The organism is Chromobacterium sp. CV08 (genome assembly GCF_051129845.1).
Taxonomy (GTDB): domain Bacteria; phylum Pseudomonadota; class Gammaproteobacteria; order Burkholderiales; family Chromobacteriaceae; genus Chromobacterium.
Genome location: NZ_CP150453.1, coordinates 2,797,356 through 2,821,705, shown reverse-complemented (window position 1 = coordinate 2,821,705; position 24,350 = coordinate 2,797,356). Strand labels below are relative to the sequence as shown.

Below are 24,350 nucleotides of genomic sequence, written 5' to 3'. Positions count from 1 at the left end.
CAATAACGATGAAAACCGTTCATATCGACGTAGCCGTCATCGGCGCCGGCACCGCCGGTCTCGCCGCCTACCGCGCCGCCAAGGCCGGCGGCGCCTCCGCGCTGATCATAGAGGGCGGTCCGTACGGCACCACCTGCGCCCGCGTCGGCTGCATGCCGTCCAAGCTGTTGATCGCCGCCGCCGAGGCCGCCCACCATGCCGGCCACACCGATATGTTCGGCGTCCATGTCGACGGCGACATTCGCGTCGACGGCCGCGAGGTGATGGCCAGGGTCCGGGGCGAGCGCGACCGCTTCGTCGGCTTCGTCGTCCGCGGCGTCGACGGCATCCCGGCCGAGGACAAGCTGGCCGGCTACGCCCGTTTCGTCGACAACACCACGCTGCAGGTGGACAACCACACCATCGTCCAGGCCCGCCGCGTCGTGATCGCCACCGGTTCGTCGCCGTCGCTGCCGGCGCCGTTCACCGCCTTCGGCGACCGCCTGATCGTCAACGACGACGTGTTCGACTGGGAGACGCTGCCGGAAAGCGTAGCGGTCTTCGGTCCCGGCGTGATCGGCCTGGAGCTGGGTCAGGCGTTGTCGCGCCTCGGCGTCAGGGTGCGCGTGTTCGGCGTCGGCGGCGGCGTCGGTCCGCTGAGCGATCCGGCGGTGAAGGCCTATGCCCGCGAGGCGCTGTCCGCGCAGTTCTATCTGGATCCGGAAGCCAAGGTGCTGGAGATGGGCGTCGTCGACGGCCGGGCCGCGATACGCTTCGTCGCGCTGGACGGCGAGGAGACGGCGGAGAGCTTCGACTACGTGCTGGCCGCCACCGGCCGCACGCCCAACGTCCGCGGCCTGGGGCTGGAGAACACCAGTCTGAAGCTGGACGCCCGCGGCGTGCCCTTGTTCAACGCCAAGACGATGCAGTGCGGCGACTCCCCGGTCTTCATCGCCGGCGACGCCAACAACATCCTGCCGCTGCTGCACGAGGCGGCCGACGAGGGCAAGACAGCCGGGGCCAACGCCGCCGCCTACCCGGACGTCGGCGCCGGTCTGCGCCGCTCCGGCATCGCCGTGGTGTTTTCCGATCCGCAGATGATGATGGTCGGCAGCCGCTTCGCCGATCTCGCCGACGGCGAGTTCGTCATCGGCGCGGTCAGCTTCGAGGACCAGGGGCGCAGCCGGGTGATGGGTGTCAATACCGGCCTGTTGCATGTCTACGCGGACAAGGCCGACGGCCGCTTCCTCGGCGCCGAGATGATAGGGCCGAGGGCCGAGAACCTGGCCCATCTGCTGGCCTGGAGCCATCAGCAGCGGCTGACCGTCGAGCAGATGCTGGACATGCCGTTCTACCATCCGGTGATAGAGGAAGGCCTGCGCACCGCCTTGCGCGATGCAGCGGCGAAGCTGGCCCGGGACTGAGCCGGGCGTCCGCCTCTTCAATGGAAGTCTCCGGCCCGCGATGGTTTTGCCATCGCGGGCTTTTCGACCCGCTAACAAAACCCCTGATCCTGCGTTGCGCCTCCTTGTCGTACTACTTGTACTGCCTGCGTCGGCGCGCCTTGGCTCAGGTACGCTGCGCGGTTTTGTTAGCGGCTCTCACTGCGCAAGCCGCGAAGCTTTGGCCGCCGGCGCCCCAGTGGCTGGTTTTTGCAAGCGACTGCCCGGGCATTTGATAAAAATGCACGCTCAATGATATTGGAGCCGAGGCCAGATGCGAGTAGAAAACCATTCCCCGTCTTTAGCGAAGCTGAATCCGCCGGAGGCCAGCGTCGGCGATCCGACCGCGATCGGAAGGAGCCTGTGCGGTGTCAGCCGGGCGCCGTTGCAGCATGCGGCGGCCGGCCGGGACGGGGAGGCCGTTGCCGTCGGCAAGATCGGCGCGTTCCTGCGCAAGGCGGTGGCGGCGCAGTCCTATGGCCTGATGTTCGCGAACGGCAAGCTGTTCGAGGCGACCGGCGATGCGCTGGAAAAGCGCGAGCAATACGGCTTCAGCGCCTTGAAGCGATTGGACGGCCTGTCCCGGCGCAATCTGGACGCGGTAGAGGCCAGGCTGGGTGCGCTGGATGCCGCCGAGCTCGGCCTGAAGGAGCGCATCATGGCCGGCGCCTGGCATTTCCGCCACCAGTCCAATGCGGCGCTGGACGACGGCGAGAAGGCGACGATCGCGTCCAATCACTTGCTGTCCCGGCAATCGCGGTCTTCGGGCAGCAATACCTTCGCTGCCGACAAGGAGCGGTTGAGCAATCATGATTTCGTGTTTTTCGGCGTCGAGTTCTCCGGGCGGGACCGCAGCGACAAACCGTTGAACCACAAGCACAGCACGATGGATTTCGGCGCGAACGCCTACGTCGTTTCCGACACGCTGCCCGTGTGCCGCAACGGCTACCTGACCCTGACCGATCATTTTTTCAACCTGGTGCCCGGCGGGCACGAGGCCGAGCATCAGGACTTCATCAAACGCTTTCCGCAGATGGGGCGGGAGTCGGGCCGCTGGATTCACGAGGGCAAATACCGCCAGAACGCCCCGGTATTCAGCTACGGCGACATGAAGGCCGCGGTGGCGCTGCATCTGATCGAATTTCTGCGCAGCAGCCAGGACGAGGCTTTCAAGGCCTATGTGTTCGATCAGGCCATGCAATCCGGTCCGGCGCTGGACCGGGTGCTGAACAGCGTCTTCCAGGCCGAGTTCCACATCCCGCGGCTGATGGCGACGACGGACTACGCCAAGCACCCGCTGCGGCCGATGCTGCTGAAGGAGGCGGTGGATTCGGTCAATCTGCCGGTCTTGTCCGGCCTGGTCTCGAACAAGGGCGACGCGGTGACCGCGATGTGGCACGCCATCGACAAGGGCAAGGACGAGGTGGCGGCCCATCTGCTGGACAACTGGCAGTTCGAGGCCAAAGATTTTTCCAGCGCGCCGCCCGGTTTTTACTATGAGCTTAACTACGCGCTGAGCAAGGGCGGCGCCAGCCTGTATATCCTGGACCAGTTCCTGTCCCGCGGCTGGGCGGCGGTGAACGCGCCGTTCGAGCATGTGAACCGCGGCGAGACGATGCTGGACAATGCGGTCAAATACGACAGTCGGGAAATGGTGGCGGCGCTGATCAAGCACGGGGCCGACCGGAACCTGTTGTCCGAATCGCACCGGGACGATCTGGACGCCTTGCTCGCCTAGCGCGGGGAAGCCGGCCGCAAGAAAAAACCGTCCCGGTCCGGGACGGTTTTTTTTCGGCGGCTGGCGGCGACGCCTATCCGTTGCGCAGCGCCCGCAGCCAGTCGAAGCGCTGGCGCCAGATCGCCGGCGCGCACCAGGCGAGGTGGGCGGTGGCCAGTACGTTCAGCAGCGCCGCGGCCAGCAGCAGCATGGCGATGCTGTCGTACCATTTCAGCATCAGCGCGCTGCCGATGGCGGCCGCCACCATGTAGAAGCCGTTGATGATGTTGTTGGCGGCGACCGCCTGCGAGCGGAATTCGTCCGGGCTGCCGGTCTGCAGCCAGGTGTACAGCGGCACGGTGAAGAAGCCGCCGAAGAAGCCCAAGAGGGTCACGTCGACGATGGCGCGCCAGCTGCCGGGGCGGGCCAGGTATTCGGCCAGCGTGGCCAGCGGGCCGTGGTAGGACGCCATAGCGCTCAGCGCCAGATCGCCGCCGAACAGCGTCATGCCGGCGCTGCCGACCAGTACGATGCCCAGTTGCAGCCGGCCGCGCGACAATTTGGCGCAGGCCATGGAGCCGGCGCCTATGCCTATCGAGAACAGCGCCAGCAGCAGCGTGTAGACGTCGGCGTCGCCGCCCAGGTGCAGACGGGTGAAGGTGGGCAGCTGGGTGGTGTAGATCGCGCCCATCAGCCAGAACCAGGAAATGCCGATGATGGCGCAGCGGACGTCGTCGATGCGCCAGGCCTCGCGGATCAGCCGCACCGAGTCGCCGAGGAAGTTCCACGACAGCTTCAGATGCGGCGCGCCCGGCGGCACCGACGGCATGGCCATGCTGCTGAACAGGCCCAGCACGGCGGTGAGCAGCAGCGCGCCGACGATCAGCGCCGCGCCGCTGTGGGTCAGCACGCTGCCTAGCAGCTGGCCCAGCAGGATGGCGAGAAAGGTGCCCATCTCGATCAGGCCGGTGCCGCCGACCAGCTCGTGGGGCTTCAGGTACTGCGGCAGCACCGAGTACTTCATCGGGCCGAAGAAGGCCGAGTGGGTGCCCATCAGGAACAGCGCGGCCAGCAGCAGCGCGGCGGAGTGCGTCAGGAAGCCGGCGCCGGCCAGCAGCATGATGGCGATTTCGGCCAGCTTGATCAGCCGGGCCACGCGCGCCTTGTCGTAGCGCTCGGACAGCTTGCCGGCGCTGGCGGAAAACAGGAAGAACGGCAGGATGAAGATGCCGGCGGCAAGATTGACCAGCTGCTGCGGCGGCAGGCCGGCGGCGGACAGCCCGTGGAAGCTGATCAGCACCACGATGGCGGTCTTCAGCATATTGTCGTTGAAGGCGCCGAGGAACTGGGTGCCGAACAGCGGCAGGAAGCGCCGGCTGGCGAAGAAGGAAAAGTCGGATTTCACGTTGGCGGGTCATCAAAAGGGACGTGGACCGCATGCTAGCGGATTCACGTCCCTCTGTCAGGCTCTCAGAACAGCGACATCCACAGCCCGGCGCAGGAGGCGGTCATGAAGCCGGTCAGCACCGAGGCCAGCAGCGCGCGCATGCCGATGGCCGCCAGCTCGTCGCGCCGCTCCGGCGCCAGCGCGCCGATGCCGGCGACGCAGATGCCCACCGACGACAGGTTGGAGAAGCTGGCCAGCGCGAAAGTGGCGATCATCACCGTCGGCGCCGACAGCGCGCCGGCGGCCTTCATCTTGGCGAGGTCGAGGTAGGCGATGAACTCGTTCAGCACGATCTTCTGTCCGAGCAGGCTGCCTACGCTCAGCGTTTCCTGCCAGCCCACGCCCATCAGGAAGGCGAACACGCGGAAGGCCTGGCCGGTCAGGTACTGCAGCGTCAGGCCGTCGAACAGGCCGCCGGTGGCGGCGCGGATGGCGCCGTTGACGCCCAGCAGGCCGCCGAGGCCGTCCCGGAGCAGATAGTTGGCCAGCGCGATCAGCGCGACGATGGCGAGCAGGATGGTGGCGACGGCGGCCGCCATCTTCATGCCGTCCAGCGCGCCGGTCACCACCGCGCTGACGAAATTGCCCTCGCTCTTTTCGGCGCCGGCGGCCAGCTTGCTGCACGACATCGCGTGCGGCTCGGTTTCCGGAAACACGATCTTGCAGAACACCACCGCGCCGGCGGCGTTCATGCAGGAGGCCGTCAGCAGATAGGTGGCGAAACGGGCCTGCTCGGCCATGTCGTTGCCGCCGAGGAAGGCGACGTAGGCGGCCAGCACGCCGCCGGACAGCGTGGACATGCCGGCGATCATGATGCAGGCGAGCTCGGATCGCGTCATGTGGCGGATATATGGGCGGGCCAGCAGCGGCGCCTCGGTCTGGCCGAGGAAGATATTGGCCGCCGCGACCACGCTCTCCGGGCCGGAGATGCGCATGCTGCGGCGCATCGCCCACGCCAGGCCGGCCACCACTCGCTGCAGGACGCCGAAATGGTAGAGCAGGGCGCTGAAGGCGGAGAAGAAGATGATCACCGGCAAGACGGTGAAGGCGAACAGGAAGCCGAGCTTGCCGCCGGGATTGGCCAGGTCGCCGAAGATGAAGCGCGCGCCGTCGCCGGCGAAGCTCAGCACCTTGGCGAAGCCGGCGCCGAAGGCGTCGACGCCGTGGTGGATGGCGGGCACGAAATTGATCAGCAGGAACAAGCCGCTCTGGATGGCCAGACCGGTCAGCGCGGTGCGCCAGTTGATGGCGCGGCGGTTGGTGGAGCAGAGATAGGCCACGCCGACCAGCAGCAGCATGCCGGCGAGTGCTTGGATGGTATTCACGGACGCCCTTAGTATGCGACGGCGGGCAAGGCGGATGGCGCGCTGACGGGCCGCCGTCGGAGAAAAAGAGGGCGATTATATAAGCGGACGGTAATTTGTCAATTTGTCGTTTGTCGACAAGCGCTTCCGCATCAAAATAATTCGACGCCGCCGGCGTCGCCGCCCTTGGCCGCGTTCAGCGCCAACTCCTGGCTGCGGGCGGTGCCGCGGCGGCGGTCGTTCTGCATCGCGTCGCCGGTGTCGAACGCCTCCAGGCCCTGGCTGAGCTTCTTGGCCAGCTTGCGCAGGTCGTCCGGCGACACCGACAGGATGCGGCTGGAGTCCAGCGCGTCCTGGTTCAACTGGATCAGGATGTCTCCGGACGATTTGGAGGCCTGGACCGAGCTGTTCTGCTCCATCACCGCCTGGCCTATCGCCTGCGAGGCCTGGGCGATATTGGCGATGGAGGCGGTGATCTTGTCCAGCTGTTCGCGGGAATTGCCGGCGTGCGCGGCGGCGGCGTCGGCGCGGCGGTGCGAGGCCTGCATCACCTCGGCGACCTTGGCGGTGCCTTGCTGCACCTGCTGCATGATGGTCTGGATGTGGCGGGTGGCCTCCTGGGTGTGGTGGGCCAGTTTGCGGACCTCGTCGGCGACGACGGCGAAGCCGCGTCCCATCTCGCCGGCCCGAGCCGCCTCTATCGCCGCGTTCAAGGCCAGCAGATTGGTCTGGTCGGCGATGTCCTGTATCGTCCCCAGAATGCTGCCGACCTGGCCCGAAGCCTGCTGCAGCGCGCCGACTTCCTGCGCCGATTTCTCCAGCAGCTGCGCCACCTCGGTGACGCCGTCTATCACCTCCAGCGTGGTCAGGCGGCTTTGCTGCATGTCGGAGTCGGCGTCGCCGGTGGCTCGGGTGATCTCTTCCAGGCTGGCGCGCAGCCGCTGCGCCTGTTCCATCATCGTATCTATCGCCTCCAGCAGCACCTTGCCGTGATTCGCCTGCAACAGGCTTTTCTGCAGCATGGTGCTGTAGGTGTCGGTCAGTTCCTGCGCCATCGGCATCAGCCGCGCCGTGGTGCTGGCGACGTCGCGGAAGGAGATGTCGGCGCGGTCCAGCAGCCGGTTGATCTTGGCGACGACGCCGTGCAGCGGGTGGTCGGCCTGCAGCGGCGACAGCGGTTTGCCCAGATGGATGGGTTCTTTCAGCAATTCGTCCAGCAGGCCCTCCATCTCCAGCATCGGGCCGAGCAGAAAGCGCTGGCGCAGCCATTGGTGCAGCAGCACCGCCAGCACGCTGCTGACGCAGCCGCTGAGGAAAACCAGCGTGGACGAGGCCTGGGCGGCGGCGAAGGCCAGCGGCAGCAGCAGGCATAGCGGTAGGGTGAGCAGGAGGGTGCGCAGGTGCATCGCCGATCGCCGGGTGAGTGACAGGTGGCTTAGTTATAGGATGAAGGATTTTTCCGCTGCAAGATGTCCAGGGTCCTGTTGCCGGCCTCTGCCGGCCTCGCTTCCGGCTAGTCCAGGGGCGCCTTGCCCGACGCCTCCCGCCCCGGCGTGTCGTCGTCCATCAGGATGCGGTGGGCCGGGCCCTCCATATCGTCGAACTGGCCGGAGCGGGTGGCCCACCAGAATATGGCGCCGATGACGAAGGCCAGCGCCAGGCTGAGCGGAATGAGCAGGTAGAGGCTTTCCATCAACGGTCCCGTTTGGTCAGACGCAGCGCATTGCCCACCACCAGCAGCGAGCTGAGCGCCATGCCCAGGCTGGCCAGCCAGGGCGTGACGTGGCCGCTTATCGCCAGCGGCAGCGCCACTACATTATATCCCGCCGCCCACGACAGATTCTGGCGAATGACGGTCAGCGCGAGGCGGCTGACGTCGACGGCGTCGCCGATCGGACCCAGCCTTTCGCCTATCAGCACCATGTCGCCGTTGGCGCGGGCCAGATCGGTGCCGCCGCCCATCGCGATCGACACGTCGGCCCGCGCCAGCACCGGCGCGTCGTTGACGCCGTCGCCCACCATCAGCACGCGCCGGCCGTCGGCCTGCAGCGCGCGGACGAAGTCCAGCTTGTCTTCCGGCGTCGCGCGGGCGCGCCAGTGTTCGATGCCCAGCCGGCCTGCCAGCGCGGAGACGGCCTGCTCGCCGTCGCCGCTGAGCAGGCGCACCGTCAGCCCCTGGGCGCGCAGCCGGCCGACCAGCTCGGCCGCGTCGTCGCGTCCGGCGTCGCCGATGGCGAATCGCGCCCTCACGCCGCCGGCGTCGGCCAGCAGCACCTGGGTGCCGCCCGGATGCCAGTCGGCGTCGTCCTGTTGCGGACTGCCCAGCCAGGCCGAAATGAACGGCGCCGAGCCGAGCCGCCATTCGCGGCCGTTTATGCGGGCGGCGACGCCGTGACCGGGCTGGTTGATCGGGGCCTCGGTCGGCGGCAGCGCCAGGCCGGCCGCGGCGGCGGAGATGGCCCGCGCCAGCGGGTGTTCCGAGCCCCTTTCCAGCGCGGCGGCGATCGCCAGCGCCGCTTCGCGCCCCAGCTCGCCGCGGACGTCCAGGATCCGCATCCGGCCGTCGGTCAGCGTGCCGGTCTTGTCGAAGACCGCGTCGGTCGCGCGTGCCAGCGTTTCCAGCGCGTGGCCGCGGGCGGTCAGCATGCCCAGCGAGGCCAGGCGGCCCGAGGCGGCGGTCAGCGCCGCCGGCGTCGCCAGCGACAGCGCGCAGGGGCAGGAGATGACCAGCACCGCCACCATGATCCACAAGGCGCGGTCCGGATCCATGAAGTGCCAGGCCAGGTAGCTGGCGGCGGCGGCGGCCAGCAGCAGCGCGACGAACCAGCTGGCGAAGCGGTCGGCCAGCCGGGCCAGCCTCGGTTTTTCCGCCAGCGCCTGGTCCAGCAGCCGGATGATGCCGGCCAGCCGCGTCGCCTGACCGACGCGCTCCACCCGCATCACCAGCGGGCTGGCGGTGTTGACGCTGCCGGCGATCAGCGCGTCGCCGGCGCGTTTCGGCACCGGGCGGCTCTCGCCGGTCAGCAGCGATTCGTCGCCGGCGCTGGCGCCGTCCAGCACGACGCCGTCGGCGGGAACGGTTTCGCCGGGCTTCAGCAGGATCACGTCGCCGGCGCGCAGGCTGGCGACGGTGGCTTCGCGGCTGTCGCGGCTGTCCGGCCAGCCGTCCAGCTTGTGGGCGAAGGCCGGCACCAGCTTGACCAGGCTCTCGCTGGCGGCGCCGGCCTTGCGGCGGGCCACGCCCTCCAGGTAGCGGCCGCCCAGCAGCAGGAAGACGAACATCGACACCGAGTCGAAGTAGATTCCGTGCTGGTATTGATTGATCAGCGCCCAGAAACTGGCGCCGAAGGCGGTGACGATGCCGATGGCGACCGGCGTGTCCATGCCGACGCGGCCGGTCTTCAGGTCGCGCCAGGTATTGCGGTAGAACGGCAAGGCCGAGTACAGCAGCACCGGCAAGGTCAGGATCAGGCCGGCCCAGTGCAGCAGCCACAGCATGTCCGGCGCGATGTCGCCGTCGGGCGCCAGATAGACCGGCACCGCGTACATCATCACCTGCATCATCGACAGGCCGGCCACCCACAGCCGGGTCAGCGCCTGCTTGCGCTCCTTCTGCAGCAGTCTCTCCTGGCGCTCGGCGTCGTACGGATGGGCGCGGTAGCCGATGGCGGCGACGGCCTCCAGGATGGCGGACAGGCGGATGCGATCGTTGTCCCAGCGCACCCGCGCGCGCTGGGTGCTGTAATTGATGTCGACGGCGAGCACGCCGGGCAGTCGGCGCAACTGCTGCTCGTTGAGCCAGATGCAGGCGGCGCAGCTGATGCCCTCCAGCATCAGCGCGGCTTCGCGCGTCTGGCCGTCGGCATGGTGGACGAAGCTTTGCTGCAATTCGTCGGAATCGTACAGGCGGATCTGTTCCAGCAGCGCCTGAGGCAAGGCTTCGGCGCGGGCGGCGCCCTCGGTGCGGTGCTGGTAGTAGTCGGACAGGCCGGCGTCGATGATGGTGGTCGCCACCGCCTGGCAGCCGGCGCAGCAGGCCGCCTCTTCGCGCTGGCGATAATGGATGGGGAAGCGGACGCCGGGCGGGACCGGCAAGCCGCAATGGAAACAGTTCTCGCTCATGACGGAGGATTGTAATCAAAGCGCGCGCGCCTTGCTTGATCCAGCTCATGGCGGCGTTTTTCAATGAGGATTATTTCGGTGCGGGGCTTGCGGCCCGGGCATCCGTCCGCATTTGCCGGATATCAGAGCCTGTTCGCGATCTTGTTCCGGCAGCGGCATGAACGGCCCCGAGACGCTAGGAAAAAGATCATGGACAGGCTCTCAGTCGACGAGGAGGAATGATGGAAAAGATGCTGGCGGTCGTGCAGCGGACGCCGGGCGGCGTCGAGACGATGGAGATCGGCGAGTGGGAGAAGCCGCGCGCGGCGCCGGGCAAGCTGCTGGTGCGGGTAATGGCGGCCGGCGTCAACCGCGCCGACCTGATGCAGCGCGAGGGACGCTATCCGCCGCCGCCGGGCGCCAGCCCGCTGCTGGGGCTGGAGGTGGCCGGCTGGGTGGAGGAGGTGGTCGGCGAGTCGGCGTTCCGGCCCGGCGACGCGGTGTTCGGCCTGGTGGACGGCGGCGGCTACGCAGAGTACGCGCTGCTGGACGAGGCGCTGGCCATCGCCAAGCCGGACGAATGGTCGTGGCTGATGGCGGCCAGCCTGCCTGAGGCCTGGATGACGGCCTGGTTCAATCTGGTGGAAAAGGCCGGGATCAAGGGCGGCGAGGCGGTGCTGGTCCATGCCGGCGCCAGCGGCGTCGGCGCGGCGGCGATCCAGCTGGCGGGCCTCATGGGCGCGCGGGCCTTCGCCAGCGCCGGGGGCGAGGAAAAGCTGGCCTTCTGCCGCGAGCTGGGCGCGGAACGGGTATTCAATTACCGCGAGGCGCCGGCCTTCGGCGCGCTGGTGAAAGACTGGGGCGGCGCCGACGTGGTGCTGGATCCTGTCGGCGCAGCGTATCTGGCGGAGAATCTGCAGGCCTTGAATCCGGACGGGCGGCTGGTCAATATCGGCCTGCTGGGCGGCAATCGTGCCGAACTGGATTTCGGCCGTCTGCTGATGAAGCGGATCAGCCTGATGGGCTCGACGCTGAGGCCGCAGCCGCTGACGGTCAAGGCCGGGCTGGCGGCGGCGTTGCGCGAGCGCATCGTGCCGGCCATCGAGGCCGGCCGGCTGAGCGCGCCCGTCGACTGCAGTTTTCCGTGGACCCAGGTGCAGGACGCCCACCAGTACGTGGCGGAGAACCGCAACCTGGGCAAGGTGGCGTTGACGATGTTCGCGCCGCAGGCGGGCTAGTCGGGCCCGCCCGCGGCGGGGCCGGCCGTCGGCGCTTACTCAGGCAGCGGCGACAGCGCCTCGATCAGCGCGACTTCCTGCGCGTAGCTCAGCGTCTTCATCCTGGCCAGCAGCGCCTCGCCGTCGACCTGGTGGTGTTGGTCCAGCTCGTCCTCGATGATGCGGGCCTCCACGGCCAGCCACACGCCGCGGCAGGAGGCGGCGCTGTCGAACTCCACGCTGCCGATGACGCCGGCGATCAGCCTGAGCTCGTCGTCGCTGAACAGTCGCGACAGGACGGCCTGCTCGCGGCGAACGATTTCGGCGTAGCGGTCGCAGATCTGTTGCACGCGCGCGGCGTCGCCGTAGTGGGCGGCCGGCTCTTCGTCGGCGATGCCGGCGTCGCCGTGACGGAACCAGGCTTCGATCAACGGCCGCAATTGCGGCAGATCCTCGTGCCAGACCCGCGCCAGGGCCTCGCGGAATTCGGCGTTGTCGGTGAACGACAGCTCGTCGAACGGCAGCGCCGGCAGGACATCCTCGTCCAGCGTGCGTTTGCCTATCCAGATATGGCCGTCGTCGTCCAGCCGCGCCTCGCCGCGCCATACCGCCTGCTCCTCGGTGGCCAGATTGTCGACGTGGATTTCGACATAGGGCAGCGGCAGGTCCTGGCCCTCGTCCTCGCTGACGAAGCGCAGCGTGATGTCGAACAGGCCGTGCTTCATCACTTCCAGCAGCTGCAGGCCGTCGGAGTGGCCGGCCAGCAGGTAGCGTTCGGCGTCCTCGTATACCGCGACGTCGCCAATGGAGGCGGCCGGGTGGATCAGCCGGGCCTGCAGCGCGTCGGCCAGCTCGTTGGCGTCGTGGTGGCCGGCGTCGAAGCCGGCGCGGCAGGCTTCTCGCTGGTGCCACAGGGCGTTCCAGTCATACATATTCCATGTCCTCGTGTTGCCGGATGGCCGGCAGTGTAGCGCCAAACGCCGACGGAGACGAATCCGGCGCGCGTTCACGGAAAAACTATGGGACTGTCATCCGTTTTTAGCGAAATTTTCTCGAGGGTCGCTTAGCATGCTATAATCTTTCGATTTTTCTGTTTTCAGAATTCCCAGCCGAAACACGCTAAACATGACCCGACAAATCCGCAACATCGCCATCATCGCCCACGTCGACCATGGCAAGACCACCCTGGTCGACCAACTGCTGAAGCAAAGCGGCACCTTCCGCGAAAACCAGCAGGTCGACGAACGCGTAATGGACAGCAACGATCTTGAAAAAGAGCGCGGCATCACCATTCTCGCCAAGAACACCGCCATCAACTACGAAGGCGTGCACATCAACATCGTCGACACCCCGGGCCACGCCGACTTCGGCGGCGAAGTGGAGCGCGTGCTGGGCATGGTGGACGGCGTGGTGCTGCTGGTCGACGCGGTCGAAGGCCCGATGCCGCAGACCCGTTTCGTCACCAAGAAGGCGCTGGCCCTGGGCCTGCGTCCCATCGTGGTGATCAACAAGATCGACCGTCCGGGCTCGCGTCCGGACTGGGTGGTCGACCAGACTTTCGACCTGTTCGACAAGCTGGGCGCCACCGACGAGCAACTGGACTTCCCCATCATCTACGCATCCGGCCTGTCCGGTTTCGCCAAGCATGAGCTGGAAGAGGAATCCAAGGACATGCGTCCGCTGTTCGAGACCGTGCTGAAGCACGTGCCGACGCCGGCCGGCGACGCGAACGCGCCGCTGCAGCTGCAGATTTCCGCGCTGGACTACTCGACCTACACCGGCCGCCTGGGCCTGGGCCGCATCCTGAACGGCCGCATCAAGTCCGGTCAGCAGGTCGTGGTGATGAACCATGAAGACCAGGTGGCCACCGGCCGCATCAACCAGGTGCTGGGCTTCAAGGGCCTGGAGCGCGTGGAAGTGCCGGAAGCCGAAGCCGGCGACATCGTGATCATCTCCGGCATCGAGGATATCGGCATCGGCGTGACCATCTGCGACAAGGAGCAGCCGGTCGGTCTGCCGGTGCTGTCGGTGGACGAGCCGACGCTGACGATGGACTTCATGGTGAACACCTCGCCGCTGGCCGGCACCGAGGGCAAGTTCGTCACCAGCCGCCAGATCCGCGACCGCCTGAACAAGGAACTGCTGACCAACGTGGCGCTGCGCGTCGAGGACACCAATGACGCCGACGTGTTCCGCGTGTCGGGCCGCGGCGAGCTGCACCTGACCATCCTGCTGGAAAGCATGCGTCGTGAAGGCTTCGAAATGGCCGTGGCCAAGCCGCGCGTCGTGTTCAAGGAAATCAACGGCCAGAAGTGCGAGCCGTACGAGAACCTGACCATCGACCTGGAAGACGACCACCAGGGCGGCGTGATGGAAGAAATCGGCCGCCGTCGCGGCGAGCTGACCAATATGGAATCGGACGGCATGGGCCGGACCCGCCTGGAATACCACATTCCGGCGCGCGGCCTGATCGGCTTCCAGTCCGACTTCATGACGATGACCCGCGGCACCGGCCTGATGAGCCACGTGTTCGACGACTACGCGCCGGTGAAGCCGGATCTGCCGGGTCGTCACAACGGCGTGCTGATTTCGCAGGAAAACGGCGAAGCCGTCGCCTATGCGCTGTGGAAGCTGGAAGACCGCGGCCGCATGTTCGTGTCGCCGGGCGACAAGCTGTATGAAGGCATGATCATCGGCATCCACAGCCGCGACAACGACCTGGTGGTGAACCCGGTCAAGGGCAAGCAGCTGACCAACGTCCGCGCCTCCGGCACCGACGAGGCGGTGCGCCTGACCACGCCGATCAAGCTGACGCTGGAATCGGCCGTCGAGTTCATCGACGACGACGAGCTGGTGGAAATCACGCCGAAATCGATCCGCATCCGCAAGCGCTACCTGCAGGAGCACGAGCGCCGCAAGATGGCCAAGGTCGAAAGCCTCTGATCGGACCCGGTCCGGCATCAACGAAGCCCCGCGAAAGCGGGGCTTTTTGTTTTTGCGCGCTAGGCCGGCCGGGAGAGGGCGTCGTTCAGCGTGTCGAACAGCTGGCGATAGACGGCCGGGTCGCTGCACAGCAGCGTGCGCGAGTTGCCGTTGCTGTCCCAGACGATCTGGCGGACGTTGGCGCGCAGCAGCACCTGCCGGGGCTGGCCGCCGGGCTTCAGCGTCAGCAGCACCTCGGTGGTCTGGTGATCCGGCTTGCCCGGCAGCGGAAGCTTCCACCTCAGCAGCCCGCGCAGCATCTGGCGCGTCCCGCTGATCAGCACCTCGTCTTTTTCCGCGCGGATGACGCCATAGTCGGCGTCGACGTCGACCTGCTTGTATCCCAGCCGCTCCAGCGCCTCGCGGCCGGCCTGCAGCGCCATCGGCGCGCTGGCGTCCTCCAGCCGCGCGTCCCGCGCCTGCAGATAATTGCTCAATTCGTCGTCCGATGGCTTCACCCGCATCTGGGTGGAGCTATAGCGCAGGATGCGGCCGCCCTGGCCTTGAATGTGTTCGGTGTCGGCGGCTTTGCTTCGGCGGAGCAGGCGTCCCATTGGCGGTTTCCCAAAATCTAATGACATGACATTGGATCGCAATTCAATGACGATTGCAACCCTGGCCTTCGTTGCCTCATTTTTAGACGATGAACACAATATCTTGATCGTACTCAAGCTTGGCATCCATATTTTGAAGAAAAGCCCGCCCGCAGTGCGGACAAATCGCCTACAGTATCGACGGTTCGGGCCTGCCTGGTGCAGGCGTGTTTCAGGTGGTCGAAAACGGCCGGGAGTCGGGAGAGAGACAGGCGATGCTGCAAGTGAGCAAGCGCGATGGCGCGGTAGTGGGATTCGATATCGGCAAGATTGCCAACGCCTGCCAGCGGGCGGCCATGGCGGTCGGGCATGCGGAGCCGGCCAGGCTGGCATTGGAAATCGCCGCCGAGGTGGAGCGCGAGTGCCGCGGACTGGCCCGCGACGGCCGGCTGGATATCCCGGCCATCCAGAACCGGGTGGAGGACGCGCTGATGCGCCGCTACCCGGAGGTGGCGCGCGCCTACATCGAATACCGCCACGACCGGGACACGGTGCGCGCCCGCGGATCCGAGCTGCACGCCAAGCTGATGGGCCTGGTGCACAAGACCGACAGGGAGGCCGCCACCGAGAACGCCAACAAGGACGCCAATGTCTTTCCTGTGATGCGCGACCTGATGGCCGGCATCGTGTCCCGGCAATTCGCCGGCAATTTCCTGCCCAAGGACATCCTGGCCGCGCACGACGGCGGCGACATCCATTTCCACGATCTGGACTACTCGCCGTTCCTGCCGTTCACCAACTGCTGCCTGGTCGATCTGAGGGGCATGCTGGAGCAGGGCTTCCGTCTCGGCAACGCCAGGATAGAGAGCCCGAAATCGATAGGCGTCGCCTGCGCCGTCACCGCGCAGATCATCGCCCAGGTGGCCAGCCACCAGTACGGCGGCACGACGATACCCAATATCGACCAGGCGCTGGCGCCGTATGTGATGAAAAGCTACCGCAAGAATCTGGAACTGGCGGCGCGCTACGGCATAGGCGAGCCGGAGCGCTATGCGCGCGAACGGACGGAGAAGGAGTGCTACGACGGCATCCAGGCCTGCGAATACGAGATCAACACGCTGTTCAGCTCCAACGGCCAGCAGCCCTTCGTCACCTTTTCCTTCGGCATGGGCACGGCCTGGGAGGCGCGCATCATCCAGCAGGCCATCCTGCAGGTGAGGATCAAGGGTCTGGGCAAGGACGGCATCACGCCGGTGTTCCCCAAGCTGGTGATGTTCATCGACGACGGCGTCAATCTGAAGCCGGGCGACCCCAATTACGACATCAAGCGGCTGGCGCTGGAGTGCGCGTCCAAGCGCATGTATCCGGATATCATCTCGGCCGGGCTCAATCGCCGCATCACCGGCTCCTCGGTGCCGGTGTCGCCTATGGGCTGCCGCAGCTTCCTGCCGGTGTGGCGCGACGCGGACGGACGGGAGGTGCTGGACGGCCGCAACAATCTGGGCGTGGTCAGCCTGAATCTGCCGCGCATCGCCATCGAGGCCGAGGGCGACGAGCAGGCGTTCTGGCGCCTGCTCGAGACACGCCTGGACCTGTGCTTCCGCGCGCTGATGCTGAGGGTGGAGCGGCTGCGCGGCGTCAAGGCCAATGTCGCGCCGATTCTGTACACCGAGGGCGCCTTCGGCGCGAGGCTGGATCCGGACGACGACATCATGAGGCTGTTCGAAGGCGGCCGCGCCTCGATCTCCGTCGGCTATATCGGCCTGCACGAGGTCGGCGTGCTGCTGTTCGGCGGCCATCCGGCCGACAGCGCGACGACGCAGGATTTTCTGCGCCGGGTGGTGGCGCGGATGGCGGAGGCTGCGGCCGGCTGGCGGCGGGAGACCGGCCTGGGCTTCTCGCTGTACTCGACGCCGAGCGAGTCGCTGTGTCACCGCTTCTGCAAGCTGGACCGCGAGCGCTTCGGCGTCATCGCCGAGGTCACCGACAAGGGGTATTACACCAATTCCTTCCATCTGGACGTGTTCCGCAAGGTCAATCCGTTCGAGAAGATCGATTTCGAGGCCGGTTACGCCGAGCTGGCCAGCGGCGGCCACATCAGCTATGTCGAGCTACCCAATATGCGGCACAACCTGAAGGCGCTGGAGGCGATCTGGGATTATGCGCTGCAGCGGGTGCCTTACTTCGGCAGCAATACGCCGGTGGATTCCTGCGGCGCCTGCGGCTTCATGGGCGAGGCGACGGCCGACGCCGACGGTTTCCATTGTCCGCAATGTGGCAACCGCGACAGCGCCTCGCTGTCGGTGACGCGGCGGGTGTGCGGCTATCTCGGCAGCCCCAATGCGCGGCCGTTCAACGCCGGCAAGCAGAAGGAAGTGATGCGCCGGGTCAAGCATTACGGCGGCGGGGATTGAACCGGCGATGAACTACGAGCGCTATTATGTTTGCGATCTGTTGAACGGCGAGGGGGTGAGGGTGACGCTGTTCGTGACCGGCTGCCCGCACGCCTGCCCGGGCTGCCACAATCCGTCGACCTGGGACCGCAAGGCCGGCCGGCCGTTCACGGCCGAGGTGCGCGAGCGGTTGCTGGAGCTGTGCGCCACGCACGACGGCCTGAGCCTGTCCGGCGGCGATCCGCTGCATCCGGCCAACCGGAAGGCGGTGGAGGAGCTGTGCCGGCAGTTCAGGGTGCGCTATCCGGACAAGGACATCTGGCTGTGGACCGGCTATCGGCATGAGGAGGTGGCCGATCTCGAGGTCCTGCGCTTCGTCGACGTATTGGTGGACGGTCGCTACCGCCGGGACCTGCCGACCAGCAAGCCCTGGCGCGGCTCCGACAATCAGCGGCTGATCCGTCTGCGCCGCTGAGTTCGCCGCGCTGGCGGGGCGCGCCGCCGCGAGCTAGGCTGGATAGGCGGCGGATGGCGGAGAGAGGGATGCGCGGTTTCTGGCTGGGTATGCTTTGTCTGGGCTTGGCCTGGCGCGTCGGCGCGGCCGGGGCGCTGACGCCCGGCCAGCTCGAACTGGCCAATGGCGAGTGGGCGCCGTATCTGTCCGAGAGCCTGCCGCAGCGCGGCTTCGCCTCGCATATCGTCAGCGAGGCGTTTCGGCTGGCCGGCATCCGCGTCGTCTACCGTTTTTATCCGTGGAGCCGGGCCGAGGCCATGGTGCGCGGCGGCGAGATCGCCGGCTCGGTGGTGTGGTCGGTCACGCCGGAGCGGCGGCAGTTCGCGCTGTTCAGCGATCCGGTGGTGTCGGACGAGGAGGTGGTGTTCCATCTGGCGTCGCGGCCGATGCGGGCGAGGCGGGTGGAAGATTTCTACGGCCTGGACATGGCTACGCCCAACGGTTCGAGGCTGGGCGCCTGGCGGCGGGCGGTGGATGCCGGCCGCATCCATCATTACGTCACCAAGGATGTGCAGTCCGGCATGCACCAGCTGTTGCTGGGACGGATAGACTTCTTTCCCGTGGTCCGCGCCGTCGGCCTGAGCGAACTGCGCCGGCATTTCACCGCCGCCGAGCGGGCCGCCATCGTCGCCGAGCCCCATGCCTTTTCCCGTTTCGACTACTGCCTGATGATCAGCCGTCGCCAGCCCGACGCCGATGCGCTGCTGGCCCGTTTCAACCTGGGCTTGGCGCGGCTGCGCGCCAGTGGCGAGTACCGCCGGATGGAGCGGGATTTCCTGTCCGGCGGCTACGACGGGGTGCCGGCGCCCTGACGACGGGAAAGTTGTTGCGAATTCTGTATTCCGGTCCCGCCTTTCATAAACTTGCTTATCATCAAATGAGACGTAAAAACAATGATGCCGAGGAGAAGGCCATGGCTTGGACGAAGGAGCAGAAACAGACGGTGCTGGCCTGTTATCTGGGCTGGACGCTGGACGCGTTCGATTTTTTCCTGATGGTCTTCGTGCTGAAAGACATCGCGCGCGATTTCGGCACTGACATCGAGGCGGTCAGCTGGGCCACGATGCTGACGTTGGCGGCGCGGCCGGTCGGCGCGCTGATTTTCGGCCGTCTGGCCGACCGCTTCGGACGGCGCCCGGTGCTGATGGCCAATATCGTGCTGTATTCGCTGCTGGGCTTCTCGTCGGCCTTCGCGCCCAATCTGATCGTGCTGCTGGTGCTGCGCACGCTGTTCGGCGTGGCGATGGGCGGCGAGTGGGGCGTCGGCTCCTCGCTGACGATGGAGACCATTCCGAAGGCGTCGCGCGGCTTCGTCTCCGGCCTGCTGCAGGCCGGCTATCCCAGCGGCTATCTGCTGGCGACGCTGGCCTTCGGCCAGTTGTTCGAGCATATAGGCTGGCGCGGCATGTTCATGCTGAGCCTGCTGCCGGCGCTGCTGACGCTGTACATCCGCCGCAACGTGCCCGAGAGTCCGACCTGGGAGGCGGCCCGCCATCGCGACAAGCCGGGGCTGCTGCAGGCCATAGGCGCGCAGTGGCGGCTGTCGCTGTACGCCATCGTGCTGATGACCTGCTTCAACTTCTTCTCGCACGGCACCCAGGACATGTATCCGACCTTCCTGCGCGTCCAGCACAAGTTCGATCCGCACACGGTGCAGATGATAGGCATCTGCCTGAATGTCGGCGCCATCGTCGGCGGCCTCACCGTCGGGGCCCTGTCGGAGAGAATAGGCCGCCGCAACGCCATCACGCTGGCGGCGCTGATCGCGCTGCCGGTGCTGCCGCTGTGGGCCTTCTCCGAAACGCCGCTGATGCTGGCCGCCGGCGCCTTCCTGATGCAGATCGCCGTACAGGGCGCCTGGGGCGTGATTCCGGTCCATCTGAACGAGATCTCGCCGATGGCGGTGCGCGCGACCTTTCCGGGCCTGATCTACCAGCTGGGCAATCTGCTGGCCTCGGTCAACAGTCCGTTGCAGGCGCACATCGCCAAGGGCAATGGCGGCGACTACGGCATGGCGATGGCCATCGTGGCCGGCATCGTCGCCGTCGCCATCGCGGTGCTGATCCGCTTCAGCGTCGAGCGCCGCGGCGAGTCGATGGAGGTGGTGGAGCCGGCGCCGCGCTGAGCGCCGCCCGTCAGCAGCCGGCCAGCCTGGCGCGGCAGCGCTCGGCCTCGGCGATGACGCGCTCGAACAGCGCCGCCACCGTCGGCACGTCGTCGATCAGGCCCTGGGCCTGGCCGATCAGCTGCACGCCTCTTTGGTGGTCGCCTTCCTGTATCGCCAGCCGTATCGATTCGGTGGCGGCGCCGAACAGCGCCAGCTGCCGCAACGCCTGCGGCTGGCTGATCATGCCGCCCAGGGCGACCTTGATCACCGGCATGCCCATTCTGCTGGCCATGCGGCTGGCGCGGAAGGCGGCCGGGATCAGGCCCAGCGGCTTGCGGCAGGCGCGTCGCGCCGTCGGGGTGTCCATCATCCGGCACCACAAGCCGTCGAAATTCTTCGAGTACAGCGTGTCGGCGACGCCGCGCTGCAGCACCATGTCCTTGGTGGCGGCGTGCACCGGGCTTTCCCGCGTCATCGCCAGCCGCGTGCCCATCGCCACGGCGTCGGCGCCCAGCGCCAGCGCCGCGACCAGGCCGTCGCCGTCGGCGAAGCCTCCGGCGGCGACGATGGGCAGCGTCGAGGCCTTGCGTATCGCCGGAATCAGCACCAGCGAGGTGACGCTGCCGCCGTGGGCGGCCGCCTCGTGGCCGGTCACCAGCAGCGCGTCGGCGCCGCACTTCTCGGCCGATATCGCGTGTTTCTCCGTCGTCACCGTGGCCAGCACCTTGCCGCCGTAGCGGTGCGCCGCCTCGGCGATCCAGTCGCCCTTGCCCAGCGAGTAGTTGATCACCGGTACCTTTTCCTCCAGCGCCACCCTGGCGTTGTCGGCGGCGCCGGGCATCATCAGCGTGCAGCCGACGCCGAACGGCTTGTCGCTGAGCTCGCGTATGCGGCGGATGGCGGCGCGGGTGGCGTCGGCGCTCAGCGGGCCGGTCGCTAGGATGCCGAGTCCGCCGGCGTTGCCGACGGCGGCCACCAGTTCCGGCGTGGCGATATAGCTCATGCCGGGGCAGAGCAGCGGGCGTTCTATGCCGAACAGGCGGGTGAGGGCGGTATGCATGGGGCGGGCGCGGGCGGGTTACAATGACCTTCTATTGTTGATGTATTCGTCCTGAAATTCAAACGAATGTTTTAATATGATCCGCATCATTGTGCTGATGGGCTGGCTGTACACGGTATTGATGTTCGCCGTCGGGCAGCGCAGCGTGGCGGCGGGCGCCGTCGTTTTTCTGCTGTTGGGCGTGCTGCCGACCTGGTTTGTCGCGTGGGCGGCACGCAATCGGCTGCGCCGCCGCCGCGCCGAACGGGAAAACGGCGGCCAGGCTTGAGCGGCAGGGCTTTCGGGTGCTACAATCTCGTGTTCCCTGCCATTCCGGTGGGGGATATCAACCAAACTACGCACATCCGCGCCAAAGGGTGCCCGCGACGAAACTTGTTTCCGGTCGGGTTGTCTGCGCGGATGGAGGCTTAACCCTTTTAGGAGTTTTTGCATGTCCACCAACGTTACCATGCGTCAAATGCTTGAGGCCGGCGTTCACTTCGGCCACCAAACCCGCTTCTGGAACCCGAAGATGGCCAAGTACATCTTCGGCAGCCGCAACAAGATCCACATCATCAACCTGGAAAAGACCCTGCCGCTGTTCGTAGAGGCCCAGGAGTATGTGCGTCGTCTGGCCGCCAACAAGGGTTCCGTGATGTTCGTGGGCACCAAGCGCCAGGCGCGTGAGATCGTCCGTGAAGAAGCTGCCCGTTGCGGCATGCCGTTTGTCGACCACCGCTGGCTGGGCGGCATGCTGACCAACTACAAGACCGTGAAGCAGTCGATCAAGCGTCTTGAAGAGAAGCGCGCCATCCTGGAATCCGCCGGCGACACCGGTTACAACAAGAAGGAACTGCTGGACCTGCAGCGCGAAGTCGAGAAGCTCGAGCGCTCGCTGGGCGGCATCAAGGATATGAAGGGCCTGCCGGACGCTATCTTCGTTATCGACACCGGCTACCAGAAGGGTACCGTCGTCGAAGCCAAGAAGCTGGGCATTCCGGTTATCGGCGTTGTTGATACCAACAACTCCCCGGACGGCATCGATTACGTAGTGCCGGGTAACGACGACTCCTCCCGCGCGATCCGCCTGTACGCCCGCGGCATCGCCGACGCGGTGCTGGAAGGCCGCGCGCACTCGCTGCAAGAGATCGTCGCAGCTGCTGAAACGGCCCAGGCCGAGTAAGCAGACGAAAGGGGGCGCAAGCCCCTTTTTTTGGACCCGATCGATTACGTAATCCCATATTTTTAGGAGTGAAGCATGGCGGAAATCACCGCAAAAATGGTTTCGGATCTGCGCGTGGCCACCGGCCTGGGCATGATGGAATGCAAGAAGGCCCTGGTCGAAGCCGACGGCGACGCGGCCAAGGCCGAGGAAATCCTGCGCATCAAGTCCGGCAACAAGGCGTCCAAGATGGCCGGCCGTCTGGCCGCCGAAGGCATCATCGGCTCCCACGTGGAAGCCGGTGTCGGCGCCCTGGTGGAAGTGAACTGCGAAACCGACTTCGTCGCCAAGGATCCGACCTTCATCGCGCTGGCCAACGCCGCCGCCAAGGCCGCCGCGATCGCCAATCCGGCCGACGTCGAAGCGCTGTCCGCGGTTGAAGTCGACGGCCAGACCGTTGAAGACATCCGCAAGGCCGCTATCGCCAAGCTGGGCGAGAACATGACCATTCGCCGCTTCGTGCGCTACCAGACCGAAGGCGCGATCGCCACCTATCTGCACGGCGCGAAGATCGGCGTGATCGTCGACTACGCCGGCGCCGAGAGCGTGGGCAAGGACGTGGCCATGCACATCGCCGCCTCCAAGCCGATCTGCGTGTCCAAGGACCAGGTTCCGGCCGAGACGCTGGAGCAGGAACGCAAGATCTACTCCGCCCAGGCAGCCGAATCCGGCAAGCCGGCCGACATCGTCGCCAAGATGGTTGAAGGCCGCGTGAGCAAGTACCTGGCCGAAGTGACCCTGCTGGGCCAGCCCTTCGTCAAGAACCCGGATGTGACCGTCGAGAAGCTGCTCGCCGAGCAAAAGGCTTCCGTCAAGGCGTTCGCCATGTTCGTGGTCGGCGAAGGCATCGAGAAGAAGGTAGTAGATTACGCAGCCGAAGTCGCCGCTGCTGCCAAGCTGTAAGGCCGGACCTTACCGCTTTATCGACGGCACCCTGCCTGCAGGGTGCCGTTTTGCAAACTGAAAACACCACAGCCAATCCGAGGACATCATGAGCCAAGTTCCCGCCTACAAACGCATTCTGTTGAAACTTTCCGGCGAAGCCCTGATGGGGGATGACAGCTATGGCATCAACCGCACCACCATCGAACAGATCGTCGGCCAGATCAAGGAAGTGGTCGAGCTGGGTGTGGAGGTCGGTATCGTGATCGGCGGCGGCAATATCTTCCGCGGCGTGGCCCCGGCGGCGGCGGGCATGGACCGGGCCACCGCGGACTATATGGGCATGATGGCGACGGTGATGAACGCGCTGGCCTTGAAGGACGCGATGACCAAGGTCGGTCTGATCGCCCGCGTGCAGTCGGCGCTGACGATGCAGCAGATCGCCGAGCCCTATGTGCGCGGCAAGGCGATGCAGTACCTGGAAGAGGGCAAGGTGGTGATCTTCGCCGCCGGCACCGGCAACCCCTTCTTCACCACCGACACCGCCGCCGCGCTGCGCGGCATGGAAATGAATGTCGACATCATGCTGAAGGCCACCAAGGTGGACGGCGTGTATACCGATGATCCGAAAAAGAACCCGGACGCGGTGCGCTACCAAAGCGTCACCTTCGACGAGGCCATCTCGCGCAACCTGAAGGTGATGGACGCCACCGCCTTCGCGCTGTGCCGCGACCAGCACCTGAATATCAAGGTGTTCAGCATCTTCAAGAACGGCGCGCTGCGCCGCGTCGTGCTTGGCGAAGACGAAGGCACGCTGGTACACTGCTGAGTTTGAAAATTGCTGAAGGCGAAAACGGCAATCGCCGTTTTCGCCTTGTCATTTGAAGTTTCGCTTTGGGAGTGCGACATGATTAACGACGTCAAGAAATCGGCCGAACAAAAAATGCAGAAATCGCTGGAAGCGTTCAAGAACGACCTGGCCAAGGTCCGTACCGGTCGCGCCCACACCGGTATTCTGGATCATGTCATGGTTGACTATTACGGCAGCGACGTGCCGGTCAACCAGGTTGCCAACGTGACCCTGATCGACGCCCGCACCATAGGCGTGCAGCCGTGGGAAAAGCCGATGCTGGCGAAGATCGAAAAAGCCATCCGCGATTCCGATCTGGGCCTGAATCCGGCTTCGATGGGCGAAATCATCCGCGTGCCGATGCCGATGCTGACCGAAGAGCGTCGCCGCGACCTGATCAAGGTGGTGCGCAGCGAGGCCGAAGGCGCTCGCGTGGCCGTGCGCAACATCCGCCGCGACTCCAATACCGAATTCAAGAACCTGCTGAAGGACAAGGCCATCACCGAGGACGACGAGCGCCGCGGCCAGGACGACATCCAGAAGCTGACCGACAAGTACACCGCGGAAATCGACAAGACGCTGGCAGCCAAAGAAGCCGACCTGCTCGCAGTGTAATCAAGG

21 protein-coding genes are annotated in these 24,350 nt (G+C 66.2%); 13 read left to right on the top strand and 8 right to left on the bottom strand.

From position 1 onward, the window contains the following. Positions 1 to 8: 8 nt before the first annotated feature. A complete protein-coding gene (locus WNM05_RS13200) occupies positions 9 to 1,403 on the top strand; it encodes a dihydrolipoyl dehydrogenase (protein WP_434627293.1) in 1,395 nt (464 codons plus the stop codon). Between the two features lie 292 nt (positions 1,404 to 1,695). After that, positions 1,696 to 3,159 carry a T3SS effector OspC family protein gene (locus WNM05_RS13195; RefSeq protein WP_434627291.1) on the top strand — a complete coding sequence of 488 codons (1,464 nt, stop codon included), beginning with the start codon at positions 1,696 to 1,698 and terminating at the stop codon, positions 3,157 to 3,159. Between the two features lie 73 nt (positions 3,160 to 3,232). Here the strand turns inward: WNM05_RS13195 and WNM05_RS13190 are convergent, their stop codons facing one another. The 5 genes from WNM05_RS13190 to WNM05_RS13170 all read right to left on the bottom strand — a co-directional run bounded on the left by WNM05_RS13190 (position 3,233) and on the right by WNM05_RS13170 (position 10,011). Then, positions 3,233 to 4,543, bottom strand: a complete 1,311-nt coding sequence (locus WNM05_RS13190) for an MFS transporter (RefSeq protein WP_434627289.1) — start codon at positions 4,541 to 4,543, stop codon at positions 3,233 to 3,235. Positions 4,544 to 4,608: 65 nt separating this feature from the next. After that, positions 4,609 to 5,910, bottom strand: a complete 1,302-nt coding sequence (locus tag WNM05_RS13185) for a NupC/NupG family nucleoside CNT transporter (RefSeq protein WP_434627287.1) — start codon at positions 5,908 to 5,910, stop codon at positions 4,609 to 4,611. 131 nt (positions 5,911 to 6,041) lie between these two features. Then, on the bottom strand, positions 6,042 to 7,295 hold the full coding sequence (locus WNM05_RS13180; protein WP_434627285.1) for a methyl-accepting chemotaxis protein: 1,254 nt from the start codon (positions 7,293 to 7,295) through the stop codon (positions 6,042 to 6,044). Between the two features lie 107 nt (positions 7,296 to 7,402). Beyond that, positions 7,403 to 7,582, bottom strand: a complete 180-nt coding sequence (gene ccoS, locus WNM05_RS13175; protein ID WP_434627284.1) for a cbb3-type cytochrome oxidase assembly protein CcoS — start codon at positions 7,580 to 7,582, stop codon at positions 7,403 to 7,405. Then, on the bottom strand, positions 7,582 to 10,011 hold the full coding sequence (locus WNM05_RS13170) for a heavy metal translocating P-type ATPase (RefSeq protein ID WP_434627282.1): 2,430 nt from the start codon (positions 10,009 to 10,011) through the stop codon (positions 7,582 to 7,584). Before WNM05_RS13170 ends, ccoS begins: the two co-directional genes overlap by 1 nt. A 221-nt stretch (positions 10,012 to 10,232) precedes the next feature. Between WNM05_RS13170 and WNM05_RS13165 the strand changes: the two genes are divergently transcribed. Next, complete coding sequence (locus tag WNM05_RS13165) at positions 10,233 to 11,228, top strand: NAD(P)H-quinone oxidoreductase (protein WP_434627280.1); 996 nt, start codon at positions 10,233 to 10,235, stop codon at positions 11,226 to 11,228. 35 nt (positions 11,229 to 11,263) lie between these two features. Here WNM05_RS13165 and WNM05_RS13160 read toward each other — a convergent pair whose 3' ends face one another. After that, positions 11,264 to 12,139, bottom strand: coding sequence for a hypothetical protein (locus tag WNM05_RS13160; RefSeq protein ID WP_434627278.1), 876 nt, complete (start codon positions 12,137 to 12,139; stop codon positions 11,264 to 11,266). A 193-nt stretch (positions 12,140 to 12,332) separates the two neighbouring features. Here WNM05_RS13160 and typA point away from each other — a divergent pair, with 193 nt between their 5' ends. Further along, the gene (gene typA, locus WNM05_RS13155; protein ID WP_434627276.1) at positions 12,333 to 14,150 is read left to right on the top strand and encodes a translational GTPase TypA; all 1,818 of its coding nucleotides are present in this window, start codon (positions 12,333 to 12,335) and stop codon (positions 14,148 to 14,150) included. Between the two features lie 59 nt (positions 14,151 to 14,209). Here the strand turns inward: typA and WNM05_RS13150 are convergent, their stop codons facing one another. Then, complete coding sequence (locus WNM05_RS13150; RefSeq protein WP_434627274.1) at positions 14,210 to 14,743, bottom strand: hypothetical protein; 534 nt, start codon at positions 14,741 to 14,743, stop codon at positions 14,210 to 14,212. 254 nt (positions 14,744 to 14,997) lie between these two features. Here WNM05_RS13150 and nrdD point away from each other — a divergent pair, with 254 nt between their 5' ends. The 4 genes from nrdD (at position 14,998) to WNM05_RS13130 (ending at position 19,754) form a co-directional block, all read left to right on the top strand. Beyond that, complete coding sequence (gene nrdD / locus WNM05_RS13145) at positions 14,998 to 17,136, top strand: anaerobic ribonucleoside-triphosphate reductase (protein ID WP_434627272.1); 2,139 nt, start codon at positions 14,998 to 15,000, stop codon at positions 17,134 to 17,136. A gap of 7 nt (positions 17,137 to 17,143) precedes the next feature. After that, a complete protein-coding gene (nrdG, locus tag WNM05_RS13140; protein ID WP_434627271.1) occupies positions 17,144 to 17,590 on the top strand; it encodes an anaerobic ribonucleoside-triphosphate reductase activating protein in 447 nt (148 codons plus the stop codon). A 68-nt stretch (positions 17,591 to 17,658) separates the two neighbouring features. Beyond that, on the top strand, positions 17,659 to 18,441 hold the full coding sequence (locus WNM05_RS13135; protein ID WP_434627269.1) for a substrate-binding periplasmic protein: 783 nt from the start codon (positions 17,659 to 17,661) through the stop codon (positions 18,439 to 18,441). Positions 18,442 to 18,542: 101 nt separating this feature from the next. Then, the gene (locus WNM05_RS13130; protein WP_434627267.1) at positions 18,543 to 19,754 is read left to right on the top strand and encodes an MFS transporter; all 1,212 of its coding nucleotides are present in this window, start codon (positions 18,543 to 18,545) and stop codon (positions 19,752 to 19,754) included. Positions 19,755 to 19,764: 10 nt separating this feature from the next. Here WNM05_RS13130 and WNM05_RS13125 read toward each other — a convergent pair whose 3' ends face one another. After that, entirely contained in the window at positions 19,765 to 20,796 is a 1,032-nt protein-coding gene (locus WNM05_RS13125; RefSeq protein WP_434627265.1) for an NAD(P)H-dependent flavin oxidoreductase, read from the bottom strand. Between the two features lie 76 nt (positions 20,797 to 20,872). Here WNM05_RS13125 and WNM05_RS13120 point away from each other — a divergent pair, with 76 nt between their 5' ends. The 5 genes from WNM05_RS13120 (at position 20,873) to frr (ending at position 24,344) form a co-directional block, all read left to right on the top strand. Further along, on the top strand, positions 20,873 to 21,064 hold the full coding sequence (locus tag WNM05_RS13120) for a hypothetical protein (RefSeq protein WP_434627263.1): 192 nt from the start codon (positions 20,873 to 20,875) through the stop codon (positions 21,062 to 21,064). Between the two features lie 162 nt (positions 21,065 to 21,226). Beyond that, positions 21,227 to 21,958: a 30S ribosomal protein S2 gene (rpsB, locus tag WNM05_RS13115; RefSeq protein ID WP_434627261.1), complete on the top strand. Its 732-nt coding sequence runs from the start codon at positions 21,227 to 21,229 to the stop codon at positions 21,956 to 21,958. Positions 21,959 to 22,033: 75 nt separating this feature from the next. Continuing rightward, positions 22,034 to 22,900, top strand: a complete 867-nt coding sequence (gene tsf / locus WNM05_RS13110; RefSeq protein WP_434627259.1) for a translation elongation factor Ts — start codon at positions 22,034 to 22,036, stop codon at positions 22,898 to 22,900. 88 nt (positions 22,901 to 22,988) lie between these two features. Continuing rightward, complete coding sequence (pyrH, locus tag WNM05_RS13105) at positions 22,989 to 23,708, top strand: UMP kinase (protein WP_434627257.1); 720 nt, start codon at positions 22,989 to 22,991, stop codon at positions 23,706 to 23,708. Positions 23,709 to 23,786: 78 nt separating this feature from the next. Beyond that, on the top strand, positions 23,787 to 24,344 hold the full coding sequence (gene frr / locus WNM05_RS13100; protein ID WP_434627255.1) for a ribosome recycling factor: 558 nt from the start codon (positions 23,787 to 23,789) through the stop codon (positions 24,342 to 24,344). Positions 24,345 to 24,350 lie beyond the last annotated feature (6 nt).

What these genes read in the sequence shown, in the direction of transcription:
- WNM05_RS13120 (WP_434627263.1), top strand. Translation starts at nt 20,873, where the DNA reads ATGATCCGCATCATTGTGCTGATGGGCTGGCTGTACACGGTATTGATG.
- WNM05_RS13180 (WP_434627285.1), bottom strand. Translation starts at nt 7,295, where the DNA reads ATGCACCTGCGCACCCTCCTGCTCACCCTACCGCTATGCCTGCTGCTG.
- WNM05_RS13200 (WP_434627293.1), top strand. Translation starts at nt 9, where the DNA reads ATGAAAACCGTTCATATCGACGTAGCCGTCATCGGCGCCGGCACCGCC.
- WNM05_RS13130 (WP_434627267.1), top strand. Translation starts at nt 18,543, where the DNA reads ATGGCTTGGACGAAGGAGCAGAAACAGACGGTGCTGGCCTGTTATCTG.
- nrdG (WP_434627271.1), top strand. Translation starts at nt 17,144, where the DNA reads ATGAACTACGAGCGCTATTATGTTTGCGATCTGTTGAACGGCGAGGGG.
- typA (WP_434627276.1), top strand. Translation starts at nt 12,333, where the DNA reads ATGACCCGACAAATCCGCAACATCGCCATCATCGCCCACGTCGACCAT.
- WNM05_RS13195 (WP_434627291.1), top strand. Translation starts at nt 1,696, where the DNA reads ATGCGAGTAGAAAACCATTCCCCGTCTTTAGCGAAGCTGAATCCGCCG.
- nrdD (WP_434627272.1), top strand. Translation starts at nt 14,998, where the DNA reads ATGCTGCAAGTGAGCAAGCGCGATGGCGCGGTAGTGGGATTCGATATC.
- pyrH (WP_434627257.1), top strand. Translation starts at nt 22,989, where the DNA reads ATGAGCCAAGTTCCCGCCTACAAACGCATTCTGTTGAAACTTTCCGGC.
- frr (WP_434627255.1), top strand. Translation starts at nt 23,787, where the DNA reads ATGATTAACGACGTCAAGAAATCGGCCGAACAAAAAATGCAGAAATCG.
- WNM05_RS13160 (WP_434627278.1), bottom strand. Translation starts at nt 12,139, where the DNA reads ATGTATGACTGGAACGCCCTGTGGCACCAGCGAGAAGCCTGCCGCGCC.
- WNM05_RS13135 (WP_434627269.1), top strand. Translation starts at nt 17,659, where the DNA reads ATGCGCGGTTTCTGGCTGGGTATGCTTTGTCTGGGCTTGGCCTGGCGC.
- rpsB (WP_434627261.1), top strand. Translation starts at nt 21,227, where the DNA reads ATGTCCACCAACGTTACCATGCGTCAAATGCTTGAGGCCGGCGTTCAC.
- WNM05_RS13165 (WP_434627280.1), top strand. Translation starts at nt 10,233, where the DNA reads ATGGAAAAGATGCTGGCGGTCGTGCAGCGGACGCCGGGCGGCGTCGAG.
- WNM05_RS13150 (WP_434627274.1), bottom strand. Translation starts at nt 14,743, where the DNA reads ATGGGACGCCTGCTCCGCCGAAGCAAAGCCGCCGACACCGAACACATT.
- WNM05_RS13125 (WP_434627265.1), bottom strand. Translation starts at nt 20,796, where the DNA reads ATGCATACCGCCCTCACCCGCCTGTTCGGCATAGAACGCCCGCTGCTC.
- ccoS (WP_434627284.1), bottom strand. Translation starts at nt 7,582, where the DNA reads ATGGAAAGCCTCTACCTGCTCATTCCGCTCAGCCTGGCGCTGGCCTTC.
- WNM05_RS13170 (WP_434627282.1), bottom strand. Translation starts at nt 10,011, where the DNA reads ATGAGCGAGAACTGTTTCCATTGCGGCTTGCCGGTCCCGCCCGGCGTC.
- tsf (WP_434627259.1), top strand. Translation starts at nt 22,034, where the DNA reads ATGGCGGAAATCACCGCAAAAATGGTTTCGGATCTGCGCGTGGCCACC.